The 23,120-nt window shown below is 67.7% G+C and carries 14 protein-coding genes, 4 pseudogenes and 2 riboswitches; of the genes and pseudogenes, 5 read left to right on the top strand and 13 right to left on the bottom strand.

Annotated elements, in window-relative coordinates; all coding sequences use genetic code 11:
• Window position 1: 1 nt before the first annotated feature.
• The 3 genes from cobM to cbiE are packed head-to-tail and all read right to left on the bottom strand — an operon-like array spanning window position 2 to window position 2,354.
• Entirely contained in the window at window positions 2-787 is a 786-nt protein-coding gene (gene cobM, locus QP164_RS05165; RefSeq protein WP_333922406.1) for a precorrin-4 C(11)-methyltransferase, read from the bottom strand.
• On the bottom strand, window positions 784-1,149 hold the full coding sequence (locus QP164_RS05170; RefSeq protein WP_333922407.1) for a cobalamin biosynthesis protein: 366 nt from the start codon (window positions 1,147-1,149) through the stop codon (window positions 784-786). The genes cobM and QP164_RS05170 overlap by 4 nt, the downstream gene beginning before the upstream one ends.
• Entirely contained in the window at window positions 1,146-2,354 is a 1,209-nt protein-coding gene (gene cbiE, locus QP164_RS05175) for a precorrin-6y C5,15-methyltransferase (decarboxylating) subunit CbiE (RefSeq protein ID WP_333922408.1), read from the bottom strand. The genes QP164_RS05170 and cbiE overlap by 4 nt, the downstream gene beginning before the upstream one ends.
• Between cbiE and QP164_RS05180 the strand changes: the two are divergent.
• A pseudogene (locus tag QP164_RS05180) lies at window positions 2,344-3,090 on the top strand (cobalt-precorrin-6A reductase); the annotation flags it as partial. The gene cbiE and the pseudogene QP164_RS05180 sit on opposite strands and share 11 nt — an antisense overlap.
• On the opposite strand, the pseudogene cobJ reads toward QP164_RS05180, so the two are convergent.
• The 10 genes and pseudogenes from cobJ to QP164_RS05230 all read right to left on the bottom strand — a co-directional run.
• Window positions 3,073-3,816, bottom strand: a pseudogene (cobJ, locus tag QP164_RS05185) (precorrin-3B C(17)-methyltransferase); the annotation flags it as partial. The pseudogenes QP164_RS05180 and cobJ sit on opposite strands and share 18 nt — an antisense overlap.
• On the bottom strand, window positions 3,734-4,534 hold the full coding sequence (cobI, locus tag QP164_RS05190) for a precorrin-2 C(20)-methyltransferase (protein WP_333924188.1): 801 nt from the start codon (window positions 4,532-4,534) through the stop codon (window positions 3,734-3,736). The pseudogene cobJ and the gene cobI, both read right to left, overlap by 83 nt.
• Window positions 4,534-5,163, bottom strand: a complete 630-nt coding sequence (locus QP164_RS05195; RefSeq protein WP_333922409.1) for a precorrin-8X methylmutase — start codon at window positions 5,161-5,163, stop codon at window positions 4,534-4,536. The genes cobI and QP164_RS05195 overlap by 1 nt, the downstream gene beginning before the upstream one ends.
• Window positions 5,164-6,261 carry a cobalamin biosynthesis protein CobG gene (locus tag QP164_RS05200; RefSeq protein ID WP_333924189.1) on the bottom strand — a complete coding sequence of 366 codons (1,098 nt, stop codon included), beginning with the start codon at window positions 6,259-6,261 and terminating at the stop codon, window positions 5,164-5,166. It lies immediately after the preceding gene.
• Between the two features lie 44 nt (window positions 6,262-6,305).
• Window positions 6,306-9,540: pseudogene (cobN, locus tag QP164_RS05205) on the bottom strand (cobaltochelatase subunit CobN).
• A gap of 8 nt (window positions 9,541-9,548) precedes the next feature.
• Window positions 9,549-10,586, bottom strand: coding sequence for a cobalamin biosynthesis protein CobW (cobW, locus tag QP164_RS05210; RefSeq protein WP_333922410.1), 1,038 nt, complete (start codon window positions 10,584-10,586; stop codon window positions 9,549-9,551).
• A gap of 106 nt (window positions 10,587-10,692) precedes the next feature.
• A riboswitch (cobalamin riboswitch) is annotated at window positions 10,693-10,906 on the bottom strand.
• Between the two features lie 53 nt (window positions 10,907-10,959).
• Window positions 10,960-11,982, bottom strand: a complete 1,023-nt coding sequence (locus tag QP164_RS05215) for a HoxN/HupN/NixA family nickel/cobalt transporter (RefSeq protein ID WP_333922411.1) — start codon at window positions 11,980-11,982, stop codon at window positions 10,960-10,962.
• Between the two features lie 209 nt (window positions 11,983-12,191).
• Window positions 12,192-12,409: riboswitch (cobalamin riboswitch) on the bottom strand.
• 30 nt (window positions 12,410-12,439) lie between these two features.
• Window positions 12,440-13,576: a PepSY-associated TM helix domain-containing protein gene (locus QP164_RS05220; protein ID WP_333922412.1), complete on the bottom strand. Its 1,137-nt coding sequence runs from the start codon at window positions 13,574-13,576 to the stop codon at window positions 12,440-12,442.
• Window positions 13,576-15,630 (bottom strand): TonB-dependent receptor, encoded by a 2,055-nt coding sequence (locus QP164_RS05225; protein ID WP_333922413.1) that lies wholly within the window; start codon window positions 15,628-15,630, stop codon window positions 13,576-13,578. Before QP164_RS05225 ends, QP164_RS05220 begins: the two co-directional genes overlap by 1 nt.
• Before the next feature lie 87 nt (window positions 15,631-15,717).
• A complete protein-coding gene (locus QP164_RS05230; protein ID WP_333922414.1) occupies window positions 15,718-16,203 on the bottom strand; it encodes a hypothetical protein in 486 nt (161 codons plus the stop codon).
• Window positions 16,204-16,372: 169 nt separating this feature from the next.
• Between QP164_RS05230 and QP164_RS05235 the strand changes: the two genes are divergently transcribed.
• The 4 genes and pseudogenes from QP164_RS05235 to QP164_RS05250 all read left to right on the top strand — a co-directional run bounded on the left by QP164_RS05235 (window position 16,373) and on the right by QP164_RS05250 (window position 22,456).
• Entirely contained in the window at window positions 16,373-18,439 is a 2,067-nt protein-coding gene (locus QP164_RS05235; protein WP_333922415.1) for a catalase, read from the top strand.
• 168 nt (window positions 18,440-18,607) lie between these two features.
• Window positions 18,608-19,090 (top strand): annotated as a pseudogene (locus QP164_RS05240) (2Fe-2S iron-sulfur cluster-binding protein); the annotation flags it as partial.
• 37 nt (window positions 19,091-19,127) lie between these two features.
• Window positions 19,128-20,114: an FAD binding domain-containing protein gene (locus QP164_RS05245; RefSeq protein ID WP_333922416.1), complete on the top strand. Its 987-nt coding sequence runs from the start codon at window positions 19,128-19,130 to the stop codon at window positions 20,112-20,114.
• Window positions 20,111-22,456 carry a xanthine dehydrogenase family protein molybdopterin-binding subunit gene (locus QP164_RS05250; protein ID WP_333922417.1) on the top strand — a complete coding sequence of 782 codons (2,346 nt, stop codon included), beginning with the start codon at window positions 20,111-20,113 and terminating at the stop codon, window positions 22,454-22,456. Before QP164_RS05245 ends, QP164_RS05250 begins: the two co-directional genes overlap by 4 nt.
• Window positions 22,457-23,120 lie beyond the last annotated feature (664 nt).

The raw sequence follows: 23,120 nt of genomic DNA on the forward strand, positions 1-23,120 counted from the left end.
GTCATATGTCGTGTCCTGCGAACTTCGAGTCCGCCGATTGCGGGCGGAAGCGGCGGTCATAGCCTGCTGCGTAGAGGCTGCTTTCGGCGAAGTCCTGCGCGGCGAGTGCTTGCCCGACGAGGATCAACGCGGTGCGATCGGGTTTGCCTGCGATCGCATCCGCAATCGTCGCCAGCGTGCCACGCGCGATCTGCTGGTCGGGCCAGCTCGCGCGCCAGACAATCGCGATCGGGCAGTCCGAACCGTAATGCGGCATCAGATCCGCGACGACCTGCGCGAGATTATGCACTGAGAGATGGATCGCGAGCGTCGCACCGGTCGCGGCGAACGCGGTCAACGTCTCGGCGGGCGGCATCGTGCTGGCGCGACCGGGCGTGCGCGTCAGCACCACCGACTGCGCGAGTTCGGGAAGCGTCAGTTCGACCTCCAGCGCGGCGGCGGCGGCGGCGAAGGCGGGCACGCCCGGCGTGATCGAGAACGGGATGTCGAGCGCACGCAGACGGCGGAGTTGCTCGCCCATCGCCGACCAGATTGACAGGTCGCCCGAATGAAGCCGGGCGACGTCGTGGCCAGCATCGTGCGCGCTTTGGATCTCGGCGATGATGTCGTCGAGCGACAACGGTGCCGTGTTGACGATCCGCGCGCCGGGCGGGCAGTGATCGAGCATCGCTGCTGGGATCAGCGACCCGGCGTAGAGGCAGACCGGCGATGCTGCGATCCGGTCGCGGCCCCTGAGTGTGAGCAGGTCTGGCGCGCCGGGGCCTGCGCCGATGAAGTGGACGGTCATGTGGCAGGTCCTTGAGCAATGGCGCAGGTCGCCATCCGGTCGGGGGAGATGTGGCGGGTGACGAGCAACTGCGCACCGGGGCCGGCGACGGCGAGTGCGCAGGCTTCGGCGACGCTGCCGGTCGCGCGCGCGGACAGGCTGGCGATCGACCGGGTCGGCGTTCGCGGGCCTTGCAGCGCGTCGGCCGATACTGCGATAGCGGGTAGGCCCATCGTATCGGCAAGCTCCGCGACCAACGCGAGCTTGTCGTCCGGCGCTGCCAATGCCGTGACCGGAGGGTGCCCCGCCTGCGCACAGGCAAGCGCGGCACGCAGCGCGGCGACGTCTGCCCCGCTGCGAAATCCGAAGCCGGCGACGATCACAGCACGACACTCCACTGCACGACCGGATAGCTCGCCCGCCAGCCCCGCCGCGTGCCGAGCGGGACGGCCTCGGACAGGCCGATGCGCAGAAGGCTGCCACCCTTCGCCGCGTGCCAGCGGGTGAGGAGCGCTTCGGACTCAAGCGTGACGGCGTTGGCGACCAGACGGGTGCCGGACGCGCGCTCGGACCAGAGCCGTTCGAGCAGCACGTCCGACAGACCACCACCGATGAAGATCGCGTCCGGTTCCGGCTGACTTCCGAGGACGTCGGGGACGCGGCCTCCGACCACCCGCAGGCGATCGACACCCAGCGCAGCGGCGTTGCCTCGGATACGGCCGAAGCGGACTGGATCGGCTTCGAACGCGATGGCCTGCATGGATGGATGGGCGAGCAGCCATTCAATGCCGATCGAGCCGGAGCCTGCGCCGATATCCCACAGCATTTCGCCCGGCTTCGGCGCGAGCGCGGACAGCGTCAACGCGCGGATCGGGCGCTTGGTGATCTGGCCGTCATGCTCGAACCATGCATCGGGCACGCCGGAAGCGTGGGGCAGAACCGCTCCGGTTCCTGCGAAGGCGATGCCGACTGCCACCGGGTGCGCGATGTCTTCGAACGCGGGGGCAGCGGCGACCATCTCGCGGATCCGTTCACGGGGGCCACCGAGCGCTTCGAGGACATGCAAGTGCGACCCGCCGAAGCCGAGTTCGGTCAGATACCGCGCTAGTGCAACAACCGCTTCGCCGTCGCGGACCAGAACCATGGCACGGCGGGTCGGGGCAATGTATCGGCGCAGGCGTGCGAATGGCGCCGCGTGCAGCCCGAGGCAGGCGGTATCGTCGAGCGGCCAGCCGAGACGTGCCGCGGCGAGGGCGAAGGTCGACGGCACCGGGTACGCGATCCACTCGGTCGGCGCGAGATGGCGGGTGACGGACGTGCCTGCGCCGAACCAGAACGGATCGCCGGAGACCAGCATGACGGTTTTTCGGTCGCGGCGATCGAGCAGTCCGGGGATACCCGCGTTGAACGGGACTGGCCACTGCACGACCTCGCCCGTAAGCTCGGGGAGGAGCGCCAGATGCCGGGTCGCACCGGTCACCATCTCGGCATCCGCCAGCGCTGCCTTTGCCGAGGCGGACAAGCCGGCCGCACCGTCTTCGCCAATGCCGACGATCGTCAGCCAGGGAGTGTCAGCCATGTCGAACATCCTGGTGCTGGGGGGCACGACCGAGGCTAGCGCGCTCGCGGCCTTGCTGGCGGCGCGAGGCGATGCGGCGGTGCTGAGCTATGCCGGGCGTGTTGCCCACCCCAAGGCTCAGCCGATCCCGGTACGCGTCGGTGGCTTCGGCGGCGTCGAGGGGCTGGTCGCGTATCTGCGCGATAACGGCGTTACGCATCTGATCGACGCGACGCACCCGTTCGCGGCGCGAATGAGCGCGAATGCCGTCGTTGCTGCGGCGCGTGCGGGCGTTGCTCACATTGCCTTGACGCGGCCGGCTTGGGCTCCCGTTACGGGCGATCGATGGACGCGCGTGGCCGATATCGAGGCTGCGGTCGCGGCGCTGGCCGGCCCCGCTCGGCGCGTCATGCTGGCGCTCGGGCGGATGCATGTCGACGCATTCGCGGTGCAGCCTCAGCATGACTATCTGTTGCGGTTCGTCGATGCGCCCGATCGTCCGCCGGGGTTGCCGCGGCATCATCTGGTCGTCAATCGCGGACCGTTCGACGTCGAGGGCGACCGGCGCTTGATGGCAACGCACGGGATCGAGATCGTGGTCTGCAAGAATGCGGGCGGGTCGGGCGCGCAGGCCAAGCTGGGCGCGGCGCGTGCGCTCGGGCTGCCGGTGATTATGATCGATCGTCCCGTCCTGCCTGCGCGGTTGGAAGCGTATGCCGCGGAAGATGTGCTGCGCTGGCTCGATCATGGCGCCGACCGGGGTGTAGAGGATCGGGCCGGCCGGGCGATCGATGATCCGCGTCAGGCTGGAGCCGATGATGATCATCGTCCGCATGTCGGCCATGTCCGCGCGGGCTTCGGGTAGCGGGACGATGCGGAGGGTCTCATCAGGCGTGGAGACGGCGCGGGCGAACAGCACGGGGCGGTCGTCGCGGCAGGTCTCGCGGAGGATCTCGAAGACGCGGATCAGGGCATCGGGGCGCGCCTTCGATCGCGGGTTGTAGAAGGCGATCGCGAAGTCGGCTTCGGCGGCGAGACGCACGCGGCGTTCGATCAGCGGCCAGGGTTTCAGATTGTCCGACAGGTTGATCGCGCAGAAATCATGGCCGAGCGGTGCGCCGGCACGCGCGCTCGCGGCGAGCATCGCGGTGATGCCGGGCAGGACGCGGATGTCGAGGTCGCGCCATTCGGGCTGACCTGCTTCGAGCGCTTCGAACACCGCCGCAGCCATCGCGAACACGCCGGGATCGCCCGAGGACACGACGACCACGCGGTGGCCTTGGGCCGCGAGCCGGAGCGCGTGCGTGGCGCGATCGAGTTCGACGCGGTTGTCGGTCGGGTGAAGCGTCAGGCCATCACGGGGCGAGATGCGAGCGACATACGGAATGTAGCCGATCACATCGGTCGCTTCAGCGAGCGCTGCGGTGACTTCGGGAGTCACGAGGTTCAAATCGCCCGGTCCGAGGCCTGCGATGGCGAGCCACCCGGTCATGGGCGACGCCCTGGCCGTGGATCAGCAGGATCGAGAAATACGGCGTGATCGCGTCCGCCTCGCAGAGCCGCGTAACGCGCTGATCGGCCATTGCGGCGTATTCCACCAGCCACGCTTCGCCCTCGCGTCCGGCGGCGGCGACGGCACGGCGGAGTTTGTCGAGGTGGCGGCCGATCTTCATCACCACCAGCGCGTCGGTGTCGCGGATCCGACGGATCAGATCCTCCTCGGGGAGCGTGCCCATCAGGACCGTCAGCACATCGTCGCCCCACGTGATCGGCGCGCCGCTTGCGGTCCATGCGCCGGACATGCCGGTAATGCCGGGGACGACCTGCACCGGTGCGATCGCCTGCAACCGCGTGTAGAGGTGCATGAACGAGCCGTAAAAGAACGGGTCGCCTTCGCAGAGCACGACGATATCCTCGCCACTGCGGGCCAGCGAGGCCAAATGTTCGATGCAGCCTTCGTAGAATGCCGACAAGCAGTCATTGTAGCGCGGATCGGAGACCGGAATCTCGGTAGTGACCGGGTATTCCATCGGGAACTCGATCACGTCGGCGCGGAGCATGCCGTCGACGATCTTCCGCGCCTGCCCGGCCCGACCCGCCTTGCGGAAATAGGCGACATGACGCGCGCCGCGAACGAGGCGATCCGAACGAACGCTCATCAGGTCCTGCGCGCCAGGGCCTAGGCCTACGCCGTGGATCGTGCCGGGTATCACTCGGTACCGCTCGCTAGCGCGTTGATCGCCGCGACGGTTATCGCGCTGCCGCCCATCCGGCCCTCGACGACGACGCAGGGGACTGGCTGGTCGGTCCAGAGCGCCGCCTTCGATTCGATCGCGCCGACGAAACCGACCGGGCAGCCGATGATCGCCGCCGGACGCGGACAATCGGGGTATTCGAGCATGTTGAGCAGGTGGAACAGCGCGGTCGGCGCATTGCCGATCGCCACGACCGCACCGGCGAGATGCGGACGCCAGAGTTCGAGTGCCGCTGCCGATCGCGTATTGCCCATCGCCCGGGCGAGCTCCCGCGTCTCGGTAGCGTGAAGCGTGCACACGATGCGGTTGTCGGCCGGCAGCCTCGCTCGCGTGATCCCTTCAGTGACCATCCGTGCGTCGCAGAGGATCGGGGCGCCGGCCTGCAGCGCGCGGCGGGCTTCGACGGCGAAGGTCGGCGAGAAGCGGAGGTGCTGGGCGAGGCCGACCAGTCCGGCGGCGTGGATCATGCGGACGGCGACCGGTTCTTCCTCGGGCGAGAACCGAGCGAGGTCGGCCTCCGCGCGGATCATCGCGAAGGACTGGCGGTAGATCGCCGCGCCGTTGGTTTCATAGGCGTACGGCATTCAGGCGGCTCCGAAATGAGCGAGGATCTGCGCGGCGTCGAGGCCCGCGCAAGAGGGTGGCGCGCCGGCACGCGCGTCGAAGGCGAGGTCGTAGCGACCGTCGCGTCCGGTCAGCGTCACGTCGGCCAGAGCGGCGCGCGCGCATCCCTTGGCGCATCCGGAGACGTGGAGCCGACCGGCGATATGAGGGGCGAGCCGATAAGCGAGGTCACGGGTTTGGACGCTGGCCTGCGGACACGCCGGCGCGCCAACGCAGGCATCCACGCGGAGGATCGGCGCGGATGGATCGGTGATGAAGTCGGCCGGGTCGGGATACCCCGCGAGCGGCACATCCGTCTCGCAGATCGCCATGTGCCAAGGAGCCAGGCGGATCGCTTCAATCACGGTTTCGGCTTCGACGAAGCGGCTCAACGCGGTTGCTGCGACCCGACCGAATGGCAGGCCGAGCGCGATGCCGAACGGGTGCCCGCCGGGCTGGAGCCTGTACGCCGATGCCGCAGGGGGTATTCTGCCAACGGCCCAGTCCGGAAGCGGCGCGTCGTGTCGTGCCATGCGACCGCTCACCGCGCCGCCGCTCTCGACGAACCAGTGGGCCAGCGCGATCAGCTGGTCGACTTCGGTCCTGGAAGACAGCGGCGCACCGAGATCGCGACCGTCGGCGCGAAGGATCAGTTGGCCGGACGCGGCGCGTTCTATGCGGAAGTCCGCGGGCGCGTCTTGCAGCATCGGCGCAGCGCCTGCGTCGATCGAGAAACCGACTTTGCCGGGGAGGTCGGGCAGTTCGGACAAGCGAGCGCGCAATTCTTCGGCGATGCGGTAGGTGTCGTCGCCTGCGTGCCAGTCGGGTGCGACGAGGATGTTGGCACGGGTTTCATGGGTCGGATCGGGATCGATCAGGCCGAGATCGAGAAGCGCGTCGATCAGCGGGCGCCAACTGTCCTCGCGCACGCCGCGGATCTGGAGGTTGGCGCGGGTGGTGGCGTCGATCTGGCTGTTGCCGTGCTCCGTTGCCGCTTTGCACAGGCCGAGCACCTGAACGCGCGTCAGGCGACCGAGCGGAGGGCGAACGCGTACCAACAGACCGTCGCCCGCCATCATCGGGCGCCACGCGTCGGGGCACCAGCCTTTGACCTCGAATGCGCTCACGACGGCAAATCCAGGCGCGCGAGGATCGAGTTGCGGCGGGTCGGCCAGAGGTCCGCGGCATGGAGCGCCGCGAAACGGGCCTGCATCGCCGCGAGTGCGCCGGGGTTGGCTTCGGCGAGGAAGGCGTGGACGTCGTCGCGGCCTAGCGTCGCGTCGTAATAGAGGTCGATCAGTTCTGGGCGGACCGCGCTGGCCAGATGCGCGAAGGCGCCGAGGTGATCGAGCGTGGCGGCGATCTCGGCACCGCCGCGGAAGCCGTGGCGCATCATGCCGTCGACCCACGCCGGGTTGGCGGCGCGGGCGTGGACGACGCGGGCGATCTCTTCCTTGAGCGGGCGCGCCTTGGCTTGCGTGGGGTCTCGTGCGTCGAGGTGGTAGAGCGTGGCGCTCCCTCCGGCGACCGATTGCGCGGCGGCGAAGCCGGCTTCGTGCGCGGCATAGTCCGCGGCGAGGAGCAGGTCGGTTTCGGGCAGGTCCTGGACGTGGACGAAGGCATCGGCGGCAGCGACGCGGTCGCGAATGCCGGTCGGGTCGAAGCTGTCGACGCCGTCGTCGAGCGCGTGGCTGGAGGCAGATAGCCACGCGTTGCCAGCTTCGATCTCGCGCTGCTGGCGTGTAGGTTTCGGCGGCGTCGCCCATGCTCAGGCCGTAGCGGCCGGGTTCGGGGCCGTAGACACGGGCGGTCGTTGGCTTGCCGACGAAGGGATTCCAGTCTTGCGGTTCGTCGCGTGCGGCAAGCGCGCGGACGGCTTGGCCGAACATCGTGCAGAGCGTCGGGAAGGCGTCGCGGAAAAGGCCGGAGACCCGCAGCGTGACGTCGATGCGGGGGCGATCGAAGTTCGCCAACGGCAGGATCTCGACGCCCGTGACGCGGTCGGACTGCAGGTCCCAGACGGGCTCTGCGCCGAGCAGGTGAAGCGCCATCGCGAACTCCTCGCCGGCTGTCCGCATCGTCGCGGAAGCCCAGAGATCGACGACGAGGTTGCGGGGGTAGTCGCCGTGGTCCTGCAAATGACGGCGGACTAACTCGTTGGCGAGTTTGACGCCTTGGGTGTGGGCGGCGCGCGAGGGGACTGCTCTGGGATCGGTGGTGTAGAGGTTGCGGCCGGTCGGGAGGACGTCGGCGCGGCCTCGCCACGGGGAGCCGGAGGGGCCGGGTGCGACGCGTTTGCCCTGGAGAGCCGACAGCAATCCGGCGCGTTCGGCGTCGCCGTGCTCGCCGCGGCCGTAGATATGGAGGCCGTCGCCGTACTGGCTTTCCTTCACGTCGCACACGAACGTGTCGATGCGGGTGATCGCTTCCGACTGGGATTGCGCGTCGTCGAGGCCCAGCGTTGCGGCGAGGCCGGTGGCGGTGGCTTCGTCGCGGATGTCGCGTTGCAGGCGGTCGCGGCGTGCGGGATCGAGGCCGTCCGCGTTGGAGAATTCGTCGAGCAAGGCTTCGAGGCGGCCGAGACCTGCGCCGGTACGGGTTCGTTCGAGCGGCGGCGGGACGTGGCCGAGTGTCACCGCACCGATGCGACGCTTGGCTTGGGCTGCTTCGCCGGGGTCGTTGACGATGAACGGGTAGATGACGGGCATGGCGCCGACGAGCGCTTCGGGCCAGCAAGCGTCCGACAGCGCGACCGACTTGCCGGGGAGCCATTCGAGCGTGCCGTGCGCGCCGACATGAACCAGCGCGTCGGTGCCGCGCGTGCGGAGCCACAGATAGAAGGCGACATAGGCGTGGCAGGGGCAGCGCGAGAGGTCGTGATACTCCTCGGCGCGTTGCTCGGAGCGACCGCGTTCGGGTTGGAGGGCGACGAGCGCCCCGCCGTGATCGATCGCGGTGAAGGTGAAGTCCTCGGTGGGGTCGCCCCAGCTTTGCCGGAGGTCCTCGCGGAGCGCTTTGGGCAGTTGCGCGAGGGCTTTGCGATACTCTTCGAGTGGCCAGTGAATGCGTGATGTCGTGAGATCGTTGGCGTCCGAGGTGATCGCGTAGCCGGCTTCGGTAAGGTCAGCGAGGATTGCTTGCGTCGAGGCGAGCGCGTCGAGACCGACGGCGTGCGCCATCTGGTACGCCTTGCCGGGGTAGGTCGACAGTACGATCGCGATGCGGTGGTCGGCGACGGGTTTGCTGGCGAGTTTCGTCCAGGCCTCAATGCGCGCGGCGATGGCGTTGATGCGTGCCGGGTCAGCGCGGTGTTCGCGGCGGGTGTATTCTAGGTCGCCGTCTCTGGTCGCGGCTTCCTTGAAGCTGGCGACGCCTGCGAAGAGGCGGCCATCCACTTCGGGGAGGACGACGTGCATGGCGAGGTCGGCGGGCGACAGGCCGCGGGTGGCGCCGGCCCAGGCTGCGCGGTCGGAGGTGGCGAGCGAGATCTGGAAGACGGGGACGTTCGCGTCGTCGAGCGGCGTGGTATCGGCCGCGCTGCGGGCGGAGAAGGCGGTGGCGTTGACGATCGCAGCGGGCTTCAGGGCTGTGACCCAGCGGCTCATCCAGCCGGCTGCATCCGGTGCCTTGAGCGAAGGCGCGAAGAGGCCGATGACGTCGAACCCTCTCGCGGAAAGTTCGACGTGGAGCGCTTCGATCGGGTCGAGGTCCGCGGCGGTCAGATACGAGCGGTAGAACACGGTCAGTACGCGGGGGCGTGTCGCGTTCAGGGCGAACGCGGCCGGGCATGTCACGCCGTCATGTGGCTGCCAGCCGCCGACATCGGCAATCGCGCGGACGCCGGTGACGGGGCCGGCGTAGCACCCCGCAGCCAGCGCGAACTGGGCCAGCGCCGCCTGCGCCGCGACCGCGCCGCCGGTGTCGCAGAGATGCGCCAAACGGCGCAGCGTCGACAGCGGGATCGTCGAGGCGGCGTCGAGGCGCGTGTCGATGCGGCCGTCTGCGGCGAGGACGACCAGCGCGATGCCCTTCTCCCGCGCAAGGTTTTCGACCTGTTGCAGGCCGTAACTCCAGTAGGAGCGCCCGCCGATCAGCCGGATCAGGATGCCCTTCGCGCCCGCCAGCGTCTGCTCGACATAGGTGTCGACCGAGAGTGGATGCTGGAGCGCGGTCAGGTTCGCCAGGCGTAGCGACGGCAATCGGCTTCCGGCAGCGTCCGCACGTCTCCAGCCCGCAGCGAATGCGCCGAGGTCACCGTCTGAGAAGGAAAGGACGACGAGGTCCGCAGGGGATTGGGCGAGGTCCTGCGGGACCGCGCTTTCCTCCAGCCCGTGGGTCTCGCGGAAGACGACGTGCATCGTCGGCCTCAGGCGTCCAGCGCGGCCTTGATGCGGGCCTCGTCGATGCGGTCGTGCTCGGCGATGACCACCAGTTGCGTGCGGCGCTGTTCGCCGGCGCGCCATGGGCGGTCGTACTGCGTGCGGACGCGCGCGCCGACCGCCTGGACGAGCAGGCGCATCGGCTTGCCGGTGACGGCTGCATAGCCCTTCACGCGGAGGATGTCCGCGCTGCGGGCGAGCGCCTCGATCTTCGCGGTCAGGTCGGCGGGGTCGGCGATCTCGCCCAGCTCGACGACGACGCTGTCGAAATCGTCATGCTCGTGATCGTCTTCGCCGTCGTGATGCGAGGGGCGGCTGGCGATGTCGTCCTCGGCAGCGGCGTTGAGGCCCAGGATCACGCGCGGATCGATGATGCCGTCGGTGAGGTCGATGACCGGCAGCGGTCGTGCGGACCCGGCAGCGATCACCGCGCGCGCCTTGGCGACGCCTTCGGGTCCGGCGAGATCGACCTTCGTCAACAGCACCAGATCGGCGCAGGCGAGCTGGTCCTCGAACACTTCCGACAAAGGCGTCTCGTGATCGACGCTCGGGTCGGCAGCGCGTTGTGCATCGAGCGCGGCGACGTCGGGTGCGAAGCGACCGGCGGCGACCGCTTCGGCATCGGCGAGTGCGATGACGCCGTCGACGGTGATGCGTGAGCGGATCGCGGGCCAGTCGAATGCCTTGAGCAGCGGCTTGGGCAGCGCGAGGCCGGACGTCTCGATCAGGATGTGGTCGGGGCGCGGGTCGAGCGCGAGCAGCGTCTCGACGGTCGGGATGAAGTCGTCTGCCACGGTGCAGCAGATGCAGCCGTTCGCCAGCTCGACGACGTTCTCGGCCGGGCAATCCGGAATCGCGCAGCCCTTGAGGATGTCGCCGTCGATCCCCAGAGTGCCGAACTCGTTGACGACGACGGCGAGCCGGCGGCCGTTCGCATGACGGATCAGGTGGCTGATGAGCGTAGTCTTGCCGGCGCCCAGGAAGCCGGTGACGATGGTAACGGGGACCTTTGAAAGATCGGACATGATTATTTCCTCGACGTCTAAAGCACACGCACGCACGACCTTTCGGTCGCACGCGTTCGTCGCTCAGACGGAGTACCGTGCCGCGACCATCCCCTGGATCGTAGCAAGAGCGACCATAACGCTGGCAGGTCTCCTGGCTCGCGGGTCGAGGCTCGACGTACGCCTTCCCAGGTTTCCCCAGTGGCTGCCCTCCGAAACGAAGGACGTGTGCGTCTCGCTCACCGCTTACAGTTGCAGGGACAGCCGCGGCATTGGGAGGACTCCTCCCGCACCGCATTCCCATTCAAGCCCTTCCGGGCACCGGCGCGATCTGTGAGGTTCGGTGAAACCGAGCCTCGGGGGTGGGTTAGAGGACTTTCCGCCACGCCGCCAGCTATCCGTGCACGACCTCGATCTCATCGAAGCGTTTCCAGCGGTAGATGGCGAAGCTCAGGACCCAGCACAGCACGAACAGGCCGATGATCGCGAAGCCCAGGCCGTTGAAGTTCTCGCCGAGTGCGGCTGCCAGATCCCAGATGCCGCCGGTCAGGCCGAGCTTTGCGCCAAGCAGCGCGAGCGTCTCGATCCCGCCGATCGCTATCGCGACGATCGCGGAGATCAGCGTAATGGTGATGTTGTAATAAAGTTTGCGGATCGGCTTCACGAACGCCCATTCGTACGCGCCGAGCATGACGACGCCGTCCGCGGTGTCGACCAGCGCCATGCCGGTCGCGAACAGCACCGGGAGCACGAGGACGATGCCGATCGAGAGACCGTCGGCGGCCTGACTGGCGGAAAGGCCCAGGATCGCAACCTCCGTGGCGGTGTCGAAGCCTAGCCCGAATAAGAAGCCGAGCGGTGCCATATGCCAGCTGCGCGTGACCAGCCGGAACATCGGCCGGAACAGCCGTGCGAGCAGCCCGCGGTTGCCGAGCAGCAGGTCGAGATCCTCCTCGACATACGTCCCGCCGCTGCGGACATGACCGAAGGTGCGCCAGACCGAGCGGAGTATGATCAGGTTCATCGCTGCGATCGTGAACAGGAACAGCGCGGAGATCGTCGTCGCGACCACGCCGCCGACCTGCTTGAATGCCTCGAACTGCGACAGCGCACTGGCGGTGAGCGCGATCGCGACGGCAGCGATCAGCACGATCCCCGAATGGCCGATCGCGAACCAGAAGCCGACCGCGATCGGCCGCTGGCCGTCCTGCATGAGCTTCCGCGTCACGTTGTCGATCGCGGCGATGTGGTCCGCATCGACCGCGTGGCGCAGGCCGAGACCCCAGGCCAATAACGCCGTGCCTAGCATCAGCGGTTGCGCATGGAACAGCGAGAATGCCCAGCACCAGGCGGCGATGTTGGCCACGATTAGCCCAATGAACATCCAGCCGATGCGCTTGCGTGTCGAAACTCGCATCGGTCGCTCAATCGTTAAAGTCGTCATGCAATAGCCCCGCAGCGTCCGACGAGGACGGGGGCCTGCCGCGAACGGCCGGGCCATACGACGACCGGACGCCATGAGCGGCCGACGCACGACGCCGATGCGGCCCCCGCCACATGGTCGTCGCTCAGCCAGTGTCACGCAGGCGGCGTTCACCGTGCCTCGGCCACCCCCTGGACCGGGACAAGAGCGACCAGACGCCGGCAGGTCTCCTGGCTCGCGGGTCAAGGCTCGGCGCACCGCCTTCCCAGGCCTTGCGGCCCAGTGGCTGCCTTCGCGCAGAGGGCTCGTGCGCTTCGCTCGCCGCTTACAGTTGCAGGGACAGCCGCGGCATAAGACGGCGAACCGTCCGCACCGCATTCCCAATCAAGCCCTTCCGGGCACCGACGCGATCTAGCAAGCCACCGGTCGAACCGGCCGCTCGGGCGTCGTGCTAGCCGGGTTCGTGCCGGGTGCCAATCGTCCTTTGCGGGTGCCGCCGTCGTTGCCAGCGCAGCACGCCGGTTACGAACAGCGCGATCGGGACGATCCCGGCGGCGAAGGCGAGAACGCGTCCTGGCAGTCCGAACGCCTCGCCGCCGTGCAGCGGGTGGAGCCAGTTCATCACGGTGTCGCCGCGTGTCTCGGCGAGGCCGTTGCGGGTCGCGAGGATGGCGCCGGTATAGGGATCGAGCCAGACGTTAGTGCGCGGAAAGCGGCGGCTTGGCTCGCCGTCCTGCGCGAGGTTAATCCGCATGGTGCCGGTCGGCGAGGCGGGGGTTTCGATCCAGGCGAGCGCGGCACCGGGAAAGCGGCGCTCGGCGACCGTGACCAGTCGGTCGACCGATAAGGGCTCGCCCGGCGCGACAACCTTAAGCGACGGCATGTGGTATAGCGGTGAGGCGCGTCCGATTACGGAGCGCGTCTGGTCGGGGAGGTCGAGCATCACCCCGGTCGCGGTGACGACGAGCAGCAGGATCGCGCCGGCCACGCCGATCAGCTTGTGCCAGTCGTACAGCCGCCGGATCGGGGCGGCGTCGCGCTTGAAGCGGAGCGCGCGCCACCAGCCGCCGGGGCGCGGCCACCACGCCCAGATCCCGCTGGCGATCATCAGCAGCATAACGATTCCTGCGATCCCCATGACGATGCCACCGGGTTTCTCAAGTAGCAGCCGGTAATGGAGGTCGTAGATCCAGGTGACGATGGTATCGCCCCAGAAGCCGGTGCGGATCGTCGTCAGCCGCACCGGGTCGATCCAGGCAAGCAGGGGCGCGAAGTCGCGACCGGTGGTTTCCTTGGGCTTATAATAGCGGACCGGGATCGCGCCGCCATCCGTCGTGACTTCGATCCGCCACGCGCCGGTGCGACCCGGATGCTCACGGTGGAGCGTGTCGACGACCGCTTGCCACGATACCGGCCGCGCACCGTTCGGTATCGCGCGCAACGCCGGGCTGAGCGCCGCGTCGATCTCCGGATAGAAGACGAGGATGCTGCCGGTCAGCCCGGCGAACGCGAACAGCGCGCCGATCGACAGCCCCAGCCAGAGGTGGATGCGCCGCACGATCACGCGCAGCGGTGGCCGGCGTGTCATCAGAGCGTCAACCGGACCGCACCGAACAGCGATCTTGGATCCGCCGGTGCGTGCAGCCGCTGAGTGCCGTCGTACCAGACATATTCGTAGCGCTCGTTCGCCAGGTTCTTGAGTTGCGCGGAGATCTCAATCGTCGGCGTCAGCTTGTACGCTACCTCCGCATTGAGCACGACATAATCGCCGTAGCGTCCCTGCGTGTTGGCGGGGTCGAGTTCGTAGCTCGACTGGCCGTTGCCCCACAGGGACAGCCGCACCTTCGGATCGGGCGTAACGTCGAGCCCGCCCGAAAAGACGTTCTGAGGGACGTGGTCGATCGCGTTGCCGGCCTGCGACGGGGTGGCCGGGTCGGGCGTGACGATCCGCGCGGTCTGGTGCGAATAGCTGCCCCAGAGCGCGACGGTGCGGAGCGGCTTCACGTCGAGCTGCAGATCGATGCCGCGGCGGCGCGTCCGGCCGAGATTGTCGACATCGCCCGACGGATCGTTCAGCCGTCGCTTCAGCTCGCCACTCGCGGTCTGCTGCCACAGTGCGACGCGGGCTTCGAGCCAGCGGCCGCGGGTCAGCTTCAGGCCCGCCTCATAGCCTTCGTTGATCGACGGCGCGACGTCAGTGGTTCGCGGCGCCACCAGATATGCACCCGAGCCCGCGCCGATCTGGAACGTGCGGCCGTAATTGGCGTAGGCGGTGATGCCGGTCACGGGCGTGATCGCGACGCTCAGCTTGGGCTGGCTGATCGTGCCGTAATCGTTGATCGGCGCGGTCGTGCCCGCCAGGCGGTTGGTGAAATCGCCGGCGACGCGGTCGAGCCGCCATGCCGGCGTGATCTTGAGCCAGTCAGTCGGCTCGATCACCGCCTGGAGATAGCCGCCATACACGGTCAGCCCGAAATCCTGGTCGCGTGTCTGGCTGGTGAGCATGCGGCGATCGGTCAGCCAGCGCAGGCTTTTATTGTCCTGCACCTGCACGTCGCCGCCAGCCTCGATCATCAGGCCGTGGAGGAAGTCGACCTGGGGATGATAATGCAGCGCGGCGGTCGCGCCATATTGCCATTCCTCGGTCAGCCGTCGTTGCTGCGGGACGCTCGCGGAGAAGCGCACATAGCGATCGTCGTGCAGGCTGTTGGCATAGCCCTTGGCGCTGAGCGCAAGCGTGTCGGCGAGGTCGGAATCGAGATGCAGGCTATATTGGCCGATCCTTCGCGTGCCGCCATCGGTGGCGGACACGGCATAGGATTTCGGGCGGTCGGTATAGGCGTCGGCGTCGGTCAGATAGCCAGGTTCGTCGGCGGTCGCGGTCGAGTAGCGGACGATCGCGCCCAGGCGGGTAGACCCGAAATCATAGAACCATTTGCCCGCCAGGTTGAGGCGGTCGAGATCGGCATGGTCGCGATAGGCATCGGTCCGACGGTATCCGACCAAATAGTTCTGGCTGAACCCGCCGCGTTCGACTCCGGCGGAGACCTGTCCGTCGACCGTTCCGAACGCGCCGCCGATCAGTCGCGCGTCGAGGTAAGTGCCGCCGATCCGCGTCAGGATGTTGGCGCTGCCGGCGATCGCGTTCAGCCCCCAGCGCGGATCGGCGGTGCCGCGGACCAGCTCGATCGCGGCGATATCGAGCGGCGAGACCATGTCGATTCCGGTCATCCCGCCGGCATTGTCGTTGCTGGGAATGCCGTCGATCATCAGCTTGACCGCATTGATCTCACCTTCGCCGTTGAACCCGCGGATCGAGAAGCGGCCCGAGGTGGTGCCCTGGTTGAAGTCGGTCACCACGACGCCGGGCAGCCGAGCGAACAGCTCCCAGGTGTTGTCGACCGACTGGCGCTGCGCGATGTCGCCGCCGAGGATGTCGACCGACGTCAGGATCGTCTCGGTCGACCGCGCCATGCTCGGTGCGGTGACGACGACGTCGCCGATCGTGAAGCGCGTGTCGGTGTCGGTAGGGGCGGGGGTAGGGGTGGTTGTCTGAGCGACCGCGGGAGGTGCGACGAGGCAGGCGGGAACGGCGAGGACGACGGCCATCGCCGCCCCGAATGGAGGCGGAGTACGAAACATATGCAGGAGCCTTCGACAGGCGCGCGACCGTGACGATGCGCGTCGGCAAATGTGACGAGCCGCGTCCCGCGGGACGGGCGGCTCGGGTCAGATGGTCGAGAGGGCGATCGGTGGGCCGCGTAAAGGCGGGCGCAGATAGGGCGGGCGGGCTCGCACCAGCGGGCGGACGGGACGGATGCCGATCGCCATGACGAACGCGATCGCCGCCACCAGCAGGGTCGCATCGACGCCCGCGAGCGCCTGCGCCGAGAGCCCGGAGAACGCGCAGGGCATCTCCATCTTGCCGTGGCTGGTAGAGGGATCGTGTTCCGGCATGGCATGGCCGGACATGACGTGATCGCCCATGACCATGCCCGGCGACGCAGTGCTCAATGCGCCGGTTGTAGATGGGCCGGCCATCGACGGGGCAGCCATCGACGGGGCGACACCCGAGCACAGGATGATCGCGACGCGGCCGCCTTCGCCGGAGATCATGTAGCCCGACGGCACCAGCAGTTTCAGCGCCAGCGCCGCAACGCACAGCCATCCCATCAGCAGCGGGCGGGACAGGATGAGGCGGCGCAGTGCGGACACCGCGTACCGGTAGACGGCATGCCCATGGCTGTCACTGTGACATCCTGTCCACGTGGTCGGGGGCGATCGGGGCTGGCGATAGGTCAGGAATTCTTTCGTGTGCGTGGACCCAGGCTCTCGCAGCGTTCGTTAACTGCCCAGAACTCCGACTGATAACCAAGGATTTGCAATGAGCGACCCCGCAGAGCGCAATCCCGGCAATGGTGGCGAAACCCATCAGCGCGCCGGCGGCGACGTGCCCGTGCTCACGACCAACCACGGCGTGCCCGTTTCCGACAACCAGAACAGCCTGAAGTCCGGCGCGCGTGGTCCCACGCTGCTCGAGGATTTCGTGCTGCGCGAGAAGATCTTCCACTTCGATCACGAGCGGATCCCCGAGCGGATCGTCCACGCCCGCGGCTCGGGCGCGCACGGCTATTTCGAGGCGACCGACGACATCTCCGACCTGACCAAGGCGGCGGTGTTCAAGAAGGGCACCAAGACCGAGCTGTTCACGCGCTTCTCGACGGTTGCAGGCGGCGCCGGGTCGGTCGACACCCCGCGCGACGTGCGCGGCTTCGCGGTCAAGTTTTACACGACCGAAGGCAATTGGGATCTCGTCGGCAACAACATCCCGGTGTTCTTCATCCAGGACGCGATCAAGTTCCCCGACCTGATCCATTCGGTGAAGATGGAGGCCGACCGCGCCTATCCGCAGGCCGGCTCGGCGCATGACACGTTCTGGGACTGGGCGTCGCTGACCCCGGAATCGACGCATATGCAGATGTGGGCGATGTCCGACCGCACGCTGCCGCGCTCGCTGCGGATGATGGAAGGCTTCGGCGTCCACACCTTCCAGCTCGTCAACGACGAGGGCAAGTCGAGCTTCGTGAAGTTCCACTGGAAGCCCAAGCTCGGGCTCCAGTCGACGATCTGGGACGAGACGCTCAAGCTCCAGGCCGCCGACAACGACTATCATCGTCGCGATCTGTGGGAAGCGATCGATACCGGCGACTTCCCCGAGTGGGAGCTTGGCATTCAGGTGTTCGACAAGGCATTCGCCGAAGCGCAGCCCTATGACGTGCTCGATTCGACCAAGTTGATCCCCGAGGAGGACGTCCCCGTCCGGATCATCGGCCGGATGGTGCTCGACCGGAACGTCGATAATTTCTTCGCGGAGACCGAGCAGGTTGCGTTCCTGCCGACCAACATCGTGCCGGGGATCGATTTCTCGAACGATCCGCTGCTTCAGGGGCGGTTGTTCAGCTATCTCGATACGCAAAAGTCGCGTCTCGGGACGACCAACTTCCACCAGATCCCGGTCAACGCGCCGCGCAACGACGCGCAGAACTTCCAGCGCGATGGGATGATGCAGACCAAGGTGCCGAAGGGCCGGGCGAACTACGAGCCGAACAGCCTGTCGGTGGTCGGCGAGGATGGTGGTCCGCGCGAGTCGCCGAACGGCTTCGTGACGACGACCAACCCGACCGGGGCGGACGAACAGGGCGAGAAGCTGCGGATGCGCGCCGAGTTGTTCGGCGATCATTACAGCCAGGCACGGCTGTTCTGGGTGTCGGCGACGGACAACGAGAAGGCGCACATCGCGTCGGCCTTTACGTTCGAACTGTCGAAGGTCGGCCTCGCGCACGTCCAGGAGCGCACCGTCGCCAACCTGCGCAACGTGAACGAGGAACTGGCATCGCGCGTTGCCGACGGTCTCGGGATCGACCTGCCGGCAGCTAACCCTGCCTTCCGCGAGCCGGTCGACATGAAGCCAAGCGACGCCCTGTCGATCCAGAAGTCGATGAAGGAGACGCTCGAGGGTCGTCAGGTCGGCATCTTGATCGCCGACGGGTCGGATGGCGCCGAGATCGATGCGGTCGTCAGCGCGGTCGAGGGAGCAGGCGGCAAGGCCGTGCTGGTCGCGCCGAAGGTCGGTGGCGCCAAGCTTGCCGATGGCAGCAAGAAGAAGGCGCACGGCCAGCTCGCGGGCAGCCCGTCGCAGATCTTCGACGCGGTCGCGGTGGTGCTCTCCGAGGACGGATGCAAGACGCTGCTCAAGGAAGGCGCCGCGGTTCAGTGGGTCATGGACGCCTTCGGGCATCTGAAGGCGGTTGCGGCCAACGCGGCATCGAAGCCGCTGCTCGACAAGGCTGGCGTCGAGCCGGATGCCGGTGTCGTCGATCTCGGCAAGATCGCGACCGCGGGCACGAAGCGCTATTGGGATCGCGAACCCAACGTCCGCACGCTGGCCTAATCGCCGACGTGACGGCTGACTAAGTGAAAAAGGACCGGGGTGCAGACCATGCGTCCCGGTCCTTTTTTTGGCGGGGTCCGGCCGTCACGACCATCGATCTATGGTGGTGGGACGCGGCTTCGGATAGATCGGCACGAACGAGAAAATACCAGAAGTCAGGAGATCGCGATGTCGATGACCATCAACGGCACGACGGCCGAACCGCCGGCCGATCCACGTGTCTCGCTGCTCGATTTCCTGCGCGAACATCTTGATCTGACGGGTACGAAAAAGGGCTGCAACCAGGGCGCATGCGGCGCGTGCACCGTGCTCGTCGATGGCGAGCGGATCGTGTCGTGCCTCGCGCTGGCGGTGCAATATACCGGGCGCAGCATCACGACGATCGAGGGACTCTCGACCGATGGCGCGCTGCATCCGTTGCAGCAGGCGTTCATCGATCATGACGGCTTCCAGTGCGGCTATTGCACGCCTGGGCAGATCTGTTCGGCGATCGGCATGGCGAGCGAGGCCAAGCGCGGCCTGCCGAGCCATGCCACGGCGGATTTGTCCGCGTTCGTCACGCTGACGCGTGAGGAACTCCAGGAGCGGATGAGCGGCAATCTGTGTCGCTGCGGTGCACATAACGGCATCATCGACGCGATCGCGCAGACCGTCGACGCGGAGCGAACCGGCGTCGCGGAGGGGTGGCATGACGCCGTTCACCTACGCACGCGCCGACGGCATTGCCGATGCGATCAAGCTCGGCGCCGACCCGGCCACGGCCTATCTTGGCGGCGGCACCAACCTGGTCGACCTGATGCGCGAGACGATCGCCCGGCCCGATCGCGTGGTCGACGTCACCGGCCTCTCCGCCGAGATCGCCGAAACCGAGGACGGCGGACTTTCGATCGGTGCCGCGGTCCGCAACACCGCACTCGCCGAGCATCCGGTGGTACGCGCACGCTATCCCGTGCTGGCGCGCGCGATCCTGGCGGGGGCGTCGCCGCAGATCCGCAACATGGCGACGGTCGGCGGCAATCTGCTGCAACGCACGCGGTGCACCTATTTCTACGATACCGACGGCTCGAACTGCAATAAGCGCCAGCCCGGGTCGGGGTGCGATGCGGCGGGCGGGTTCAATCGGATCCACGCGATCCTCGGCGCATCGCCCGCCTGCGTCGCGACGCATCCATCGGATATGTGTGTCGCCTTCACTGCGCTCGATGCGACCGTACATATCGATGGCGTCGCAGGCGCGCGAACACTGCCGTTCGTCGACCTCCACCGCCTGCCGGGCGATAGTCCGGACCGCGACACGGTGCTCGCGCCCGGCGAACTGATCACCGCGATCACAGTGCCGCCGATGCCGTTCGCGACGAACTCGACCTACCGGAAGGTACGCGATCGGGCGAGCTACGCGTTCGCGCTGGTCTCCGTCGCCGCGGCGTTGCGGATCGAGGACGGCCAGATCGGTGACGTGCGGATCGCGCTTGGCGGCGTCGCACACAAGCCGTGGCGCGCGCTGAAGGCGGAGGCGATCCTGCGCGGTGCGGTACCGGGGGAGGAACTGTTCCGCGAGGCGGCGCTGGCCGAACTGGCCGACGCGCATCCCTTGCGCGACAACGGCTTCAAGATCGAACTCGTCAAGCGGACGCTGGTCGCCGTGCTCGGCGATCTCGCAGGAGCAAGCGCATGAGCATCGTCGACAGCGTCAAGGGCGCAACGCAAGCCGTGGTGCAGGGCGCGATGGAGAAACTCGTGCCGCTGGCACCCGACAGCTGGATTCCAGGGGGCGTTCCCGATCCGTTGATCCGCCGCCAGCACGGGCTGATCGGGACGCCGGTGTCGCGTCTCGATGGCGCGGCCAAGGTGCAGGGTGCGGCGCGCTTTGCCGCCGAGGTGCCGCTGCCGGGGATGGTCTATGCCGCGCTGGCCTATGCGACGATCCCGCGCGGGCGGATTGCGCGGCTGGATACGGAAGCTGCCGAGGCCGCGGCCGGCGTCGTGCTGGTGATGACGCATCGCAACGCGCCACGGATGAACCGGCCGGCGGTGTTCGGCACGTCGCCGACCGCTGCCGGCCCCGCCGACCTGCCGATCATGCAGGGAGACCGGATCCACTGGAACGGCCAGCCGATCGCGGTCGTGCTCGCCGAGACGCAGGAGCAGGCGGATCATGCCGCGTCGCTGATCGTCGCGGATTATGACGCGGAGCCGGCGCTGACCTCGTTCGACGAGGCCAAGGCCGCGGGGGCGGAGCCCGGTGCGTTCATGGGACAGGCGTTGCAGGCCGCAGTCGGTGACGCCGAGACGATGCTGAAGGCGGCACCGCATGCGGTCGATAACGTCTATCGGACGCCGCGCCACAACCACAATGCGATCGAACCGCACGCGTCGACGGTGGTCTGGGATGGTGATCGCCTGACGATCCACGATGCGAGCCAGCTGGTCACCGCGGAGGCCGCGACGATCGCCAACGTGTTCGATCTTGCCGCCGACCAGGTCCATGTCCTGTCGCCCTATGTCGGTGGCGGCTTTGGCGGAAAGTGCTTGTGGGATCACCAGATCCTCGGCGCGGCTGCGGCCAAGCTCGTGCAGCGGCCGGTGCGGATCGCGCTCAGTCGCGAGGGTGTCTACCGGATCGTCGGTGGCCGCACGCTGACCGAACAGCGCGTCGCGATCGGCGCTGCCGCCGATGGCCATTTCCAGGCAATGATCCACGCAGGCACGACCGCGACGACGCCGCACAACGACATGCCCGAGCCGTTCATCGTCGGCTCTAAATCGGGTTATGCGGCGGACAGCGTGAAACTGTCGGTCGAGGTCGTCCGGCTCAACATGCTCGCCAACACGTTCATGCGCGCGCCCGGCGAGTCGGTCGGCACCTTCGCGCTCGAATCCGGCATCGACGAACTTGCGGTAGAACTCGGTATCGATCCGATCGACCTCCGCATCCGCAACGAGCCCGAAACCGATCCGCTTTCGGGTCTGCCCTTCTCTTCGCGGCATCTGGTCGAAGCGTGGCGTGCTGGCGCGGAGAAGTTCGGGTGGGACCAACGGTCGTCCGAGCCGGGCCTGCGCCGCGACGGCGAGTGGCTGATCGGGATGGGCTGCGCGACCGCGACCTACCCCTATTACCGGATGCCGGGCGCTGCGGCGCGGATCACGCTGTCGGCATCGGGGACGGGGGCCGCGACCGCGATCGTCGAAGTGTCCGCGCAGGAAATGGGGATGGGCACCGCGACGACCACGGCGATGGTCGCGGCCGAGCGGCTCGCGCTGCCGATGGACGCGGTCGAGGTGCGCTATGGCGATTCGATCATTCCCGGCGCGATCCTTGCCGGCGGATCGCAGCAGACCGCGGCGATCGGGGCGGCGGTGATCGCCGCGCACAACGCGCTGGTGAGCGAGTTGCTCAAGCTGGCCGGCAACGACTCCCCGCTTGCCGGGCTGTCGGTGGACGAGGTCGGCAGCGATGACGCGGGTCTTGCCAAGCTCGACGATCCGGCGCGGCGCGAAAGCTATGCCTCGATCCTCGCCCGGGCGCAGCGCGACAGCGTGACCGTCACCGAAGAGGCGTCGCAGCCGCTCGAACTGATGCACTGGTCGATGCATTCCTACGGCGCGATGTTCTGCGAGGTGCGCGTCAATAGCGTGACCGGCGAGACGCGCGTCAGCCGCTTTCTCGGCTCGTTCGACACCGGGCGTATCCTCAATCCCAAGACGGCGCGCAGCCAGTTCCGCGGCGGGATCATCATGGGGCTCGGCATGGCGCTGATGGAGGAGACGCAGTTCGACGAGCGCAACGGCCGGATCATGAACCCGAGCCTCGCCGAATATCATGTGCCGGTGCATCTCGACGTGCCCGAGATCGATGTGATCTGGACCGACATCGCCGACCCGCATACGCCGATGGGCGCGCACGGGATCGGCGAGATCGGCATCACCGGCGTCGCCGCGGCGGTCGCCAATGCGGTCTACAATGCCTGCGGCAAACGCGTTCGCGACCTGCCGATCACGCTCGACAAGCTGCTCTAGCTTCTCACCTGCGTATCCTCCTCCTGGCGGGAGGATCGAGGCGAGCGACAACCACTCGGTTTACGCCGGGTGGCTGTCGCCGACCGCGCGGATCGGCGCTATGTTGCGTCGTGACACCGCGCTTCGGCGCCAGACTGGAGCGCATCCATCACACGACCGATGATCATCCTCGCCATTCTCGGTTATGGCGCGCTGTTGTTCGGGATCGCGTGGGTGGTGGATCGGCGTGGGCTGTCGCAGCGGCTCGGACGGATCGCGTATCCGTTGTCGCTGGCGGTCTATTGCAGCAGCTGGACGTTCTTCGGCGGGGTCGGCACCGCGGCGACGCGAGGGTGGGATTACCTCGCCATCTATCTCGGGCCGGCGCTGGTGTTCCTGCTCGCGCCGAAGTTTCTCGCGCGGCTGGTGCGGCTGGCGCGCGAGGAGGGATCGAGTTCGATCTCCGACTTCATTTCGGCACGCTACGGCCGCAGTCGGGGGACGGCGGCGATCGTCGCGGGGACGGCGTTGCTCGCATCGGTGCCGTATATCGCGCTCCAGTTGCGGTCGGTGACGCTGAGCTTCGGCGCGATTGCCGGCGTCGGCAGTTCGGCAGAGGTTGGCGTGCTGGTCGCGCTGCTGCTCGCCGTGTTCGCGATCCTGTTCGGCGCCCGGCGGTATGAGG

Origin of the sequence: Sphingomonas sp. LR59 (assembly GCF_036855945.1) — a bacterium.
Lineage (GTDB): Bacteria > Pseudomonadota > Alphaproteobacteria > Sphingomonadales > Sphingomonadaceae > Sphingomonas.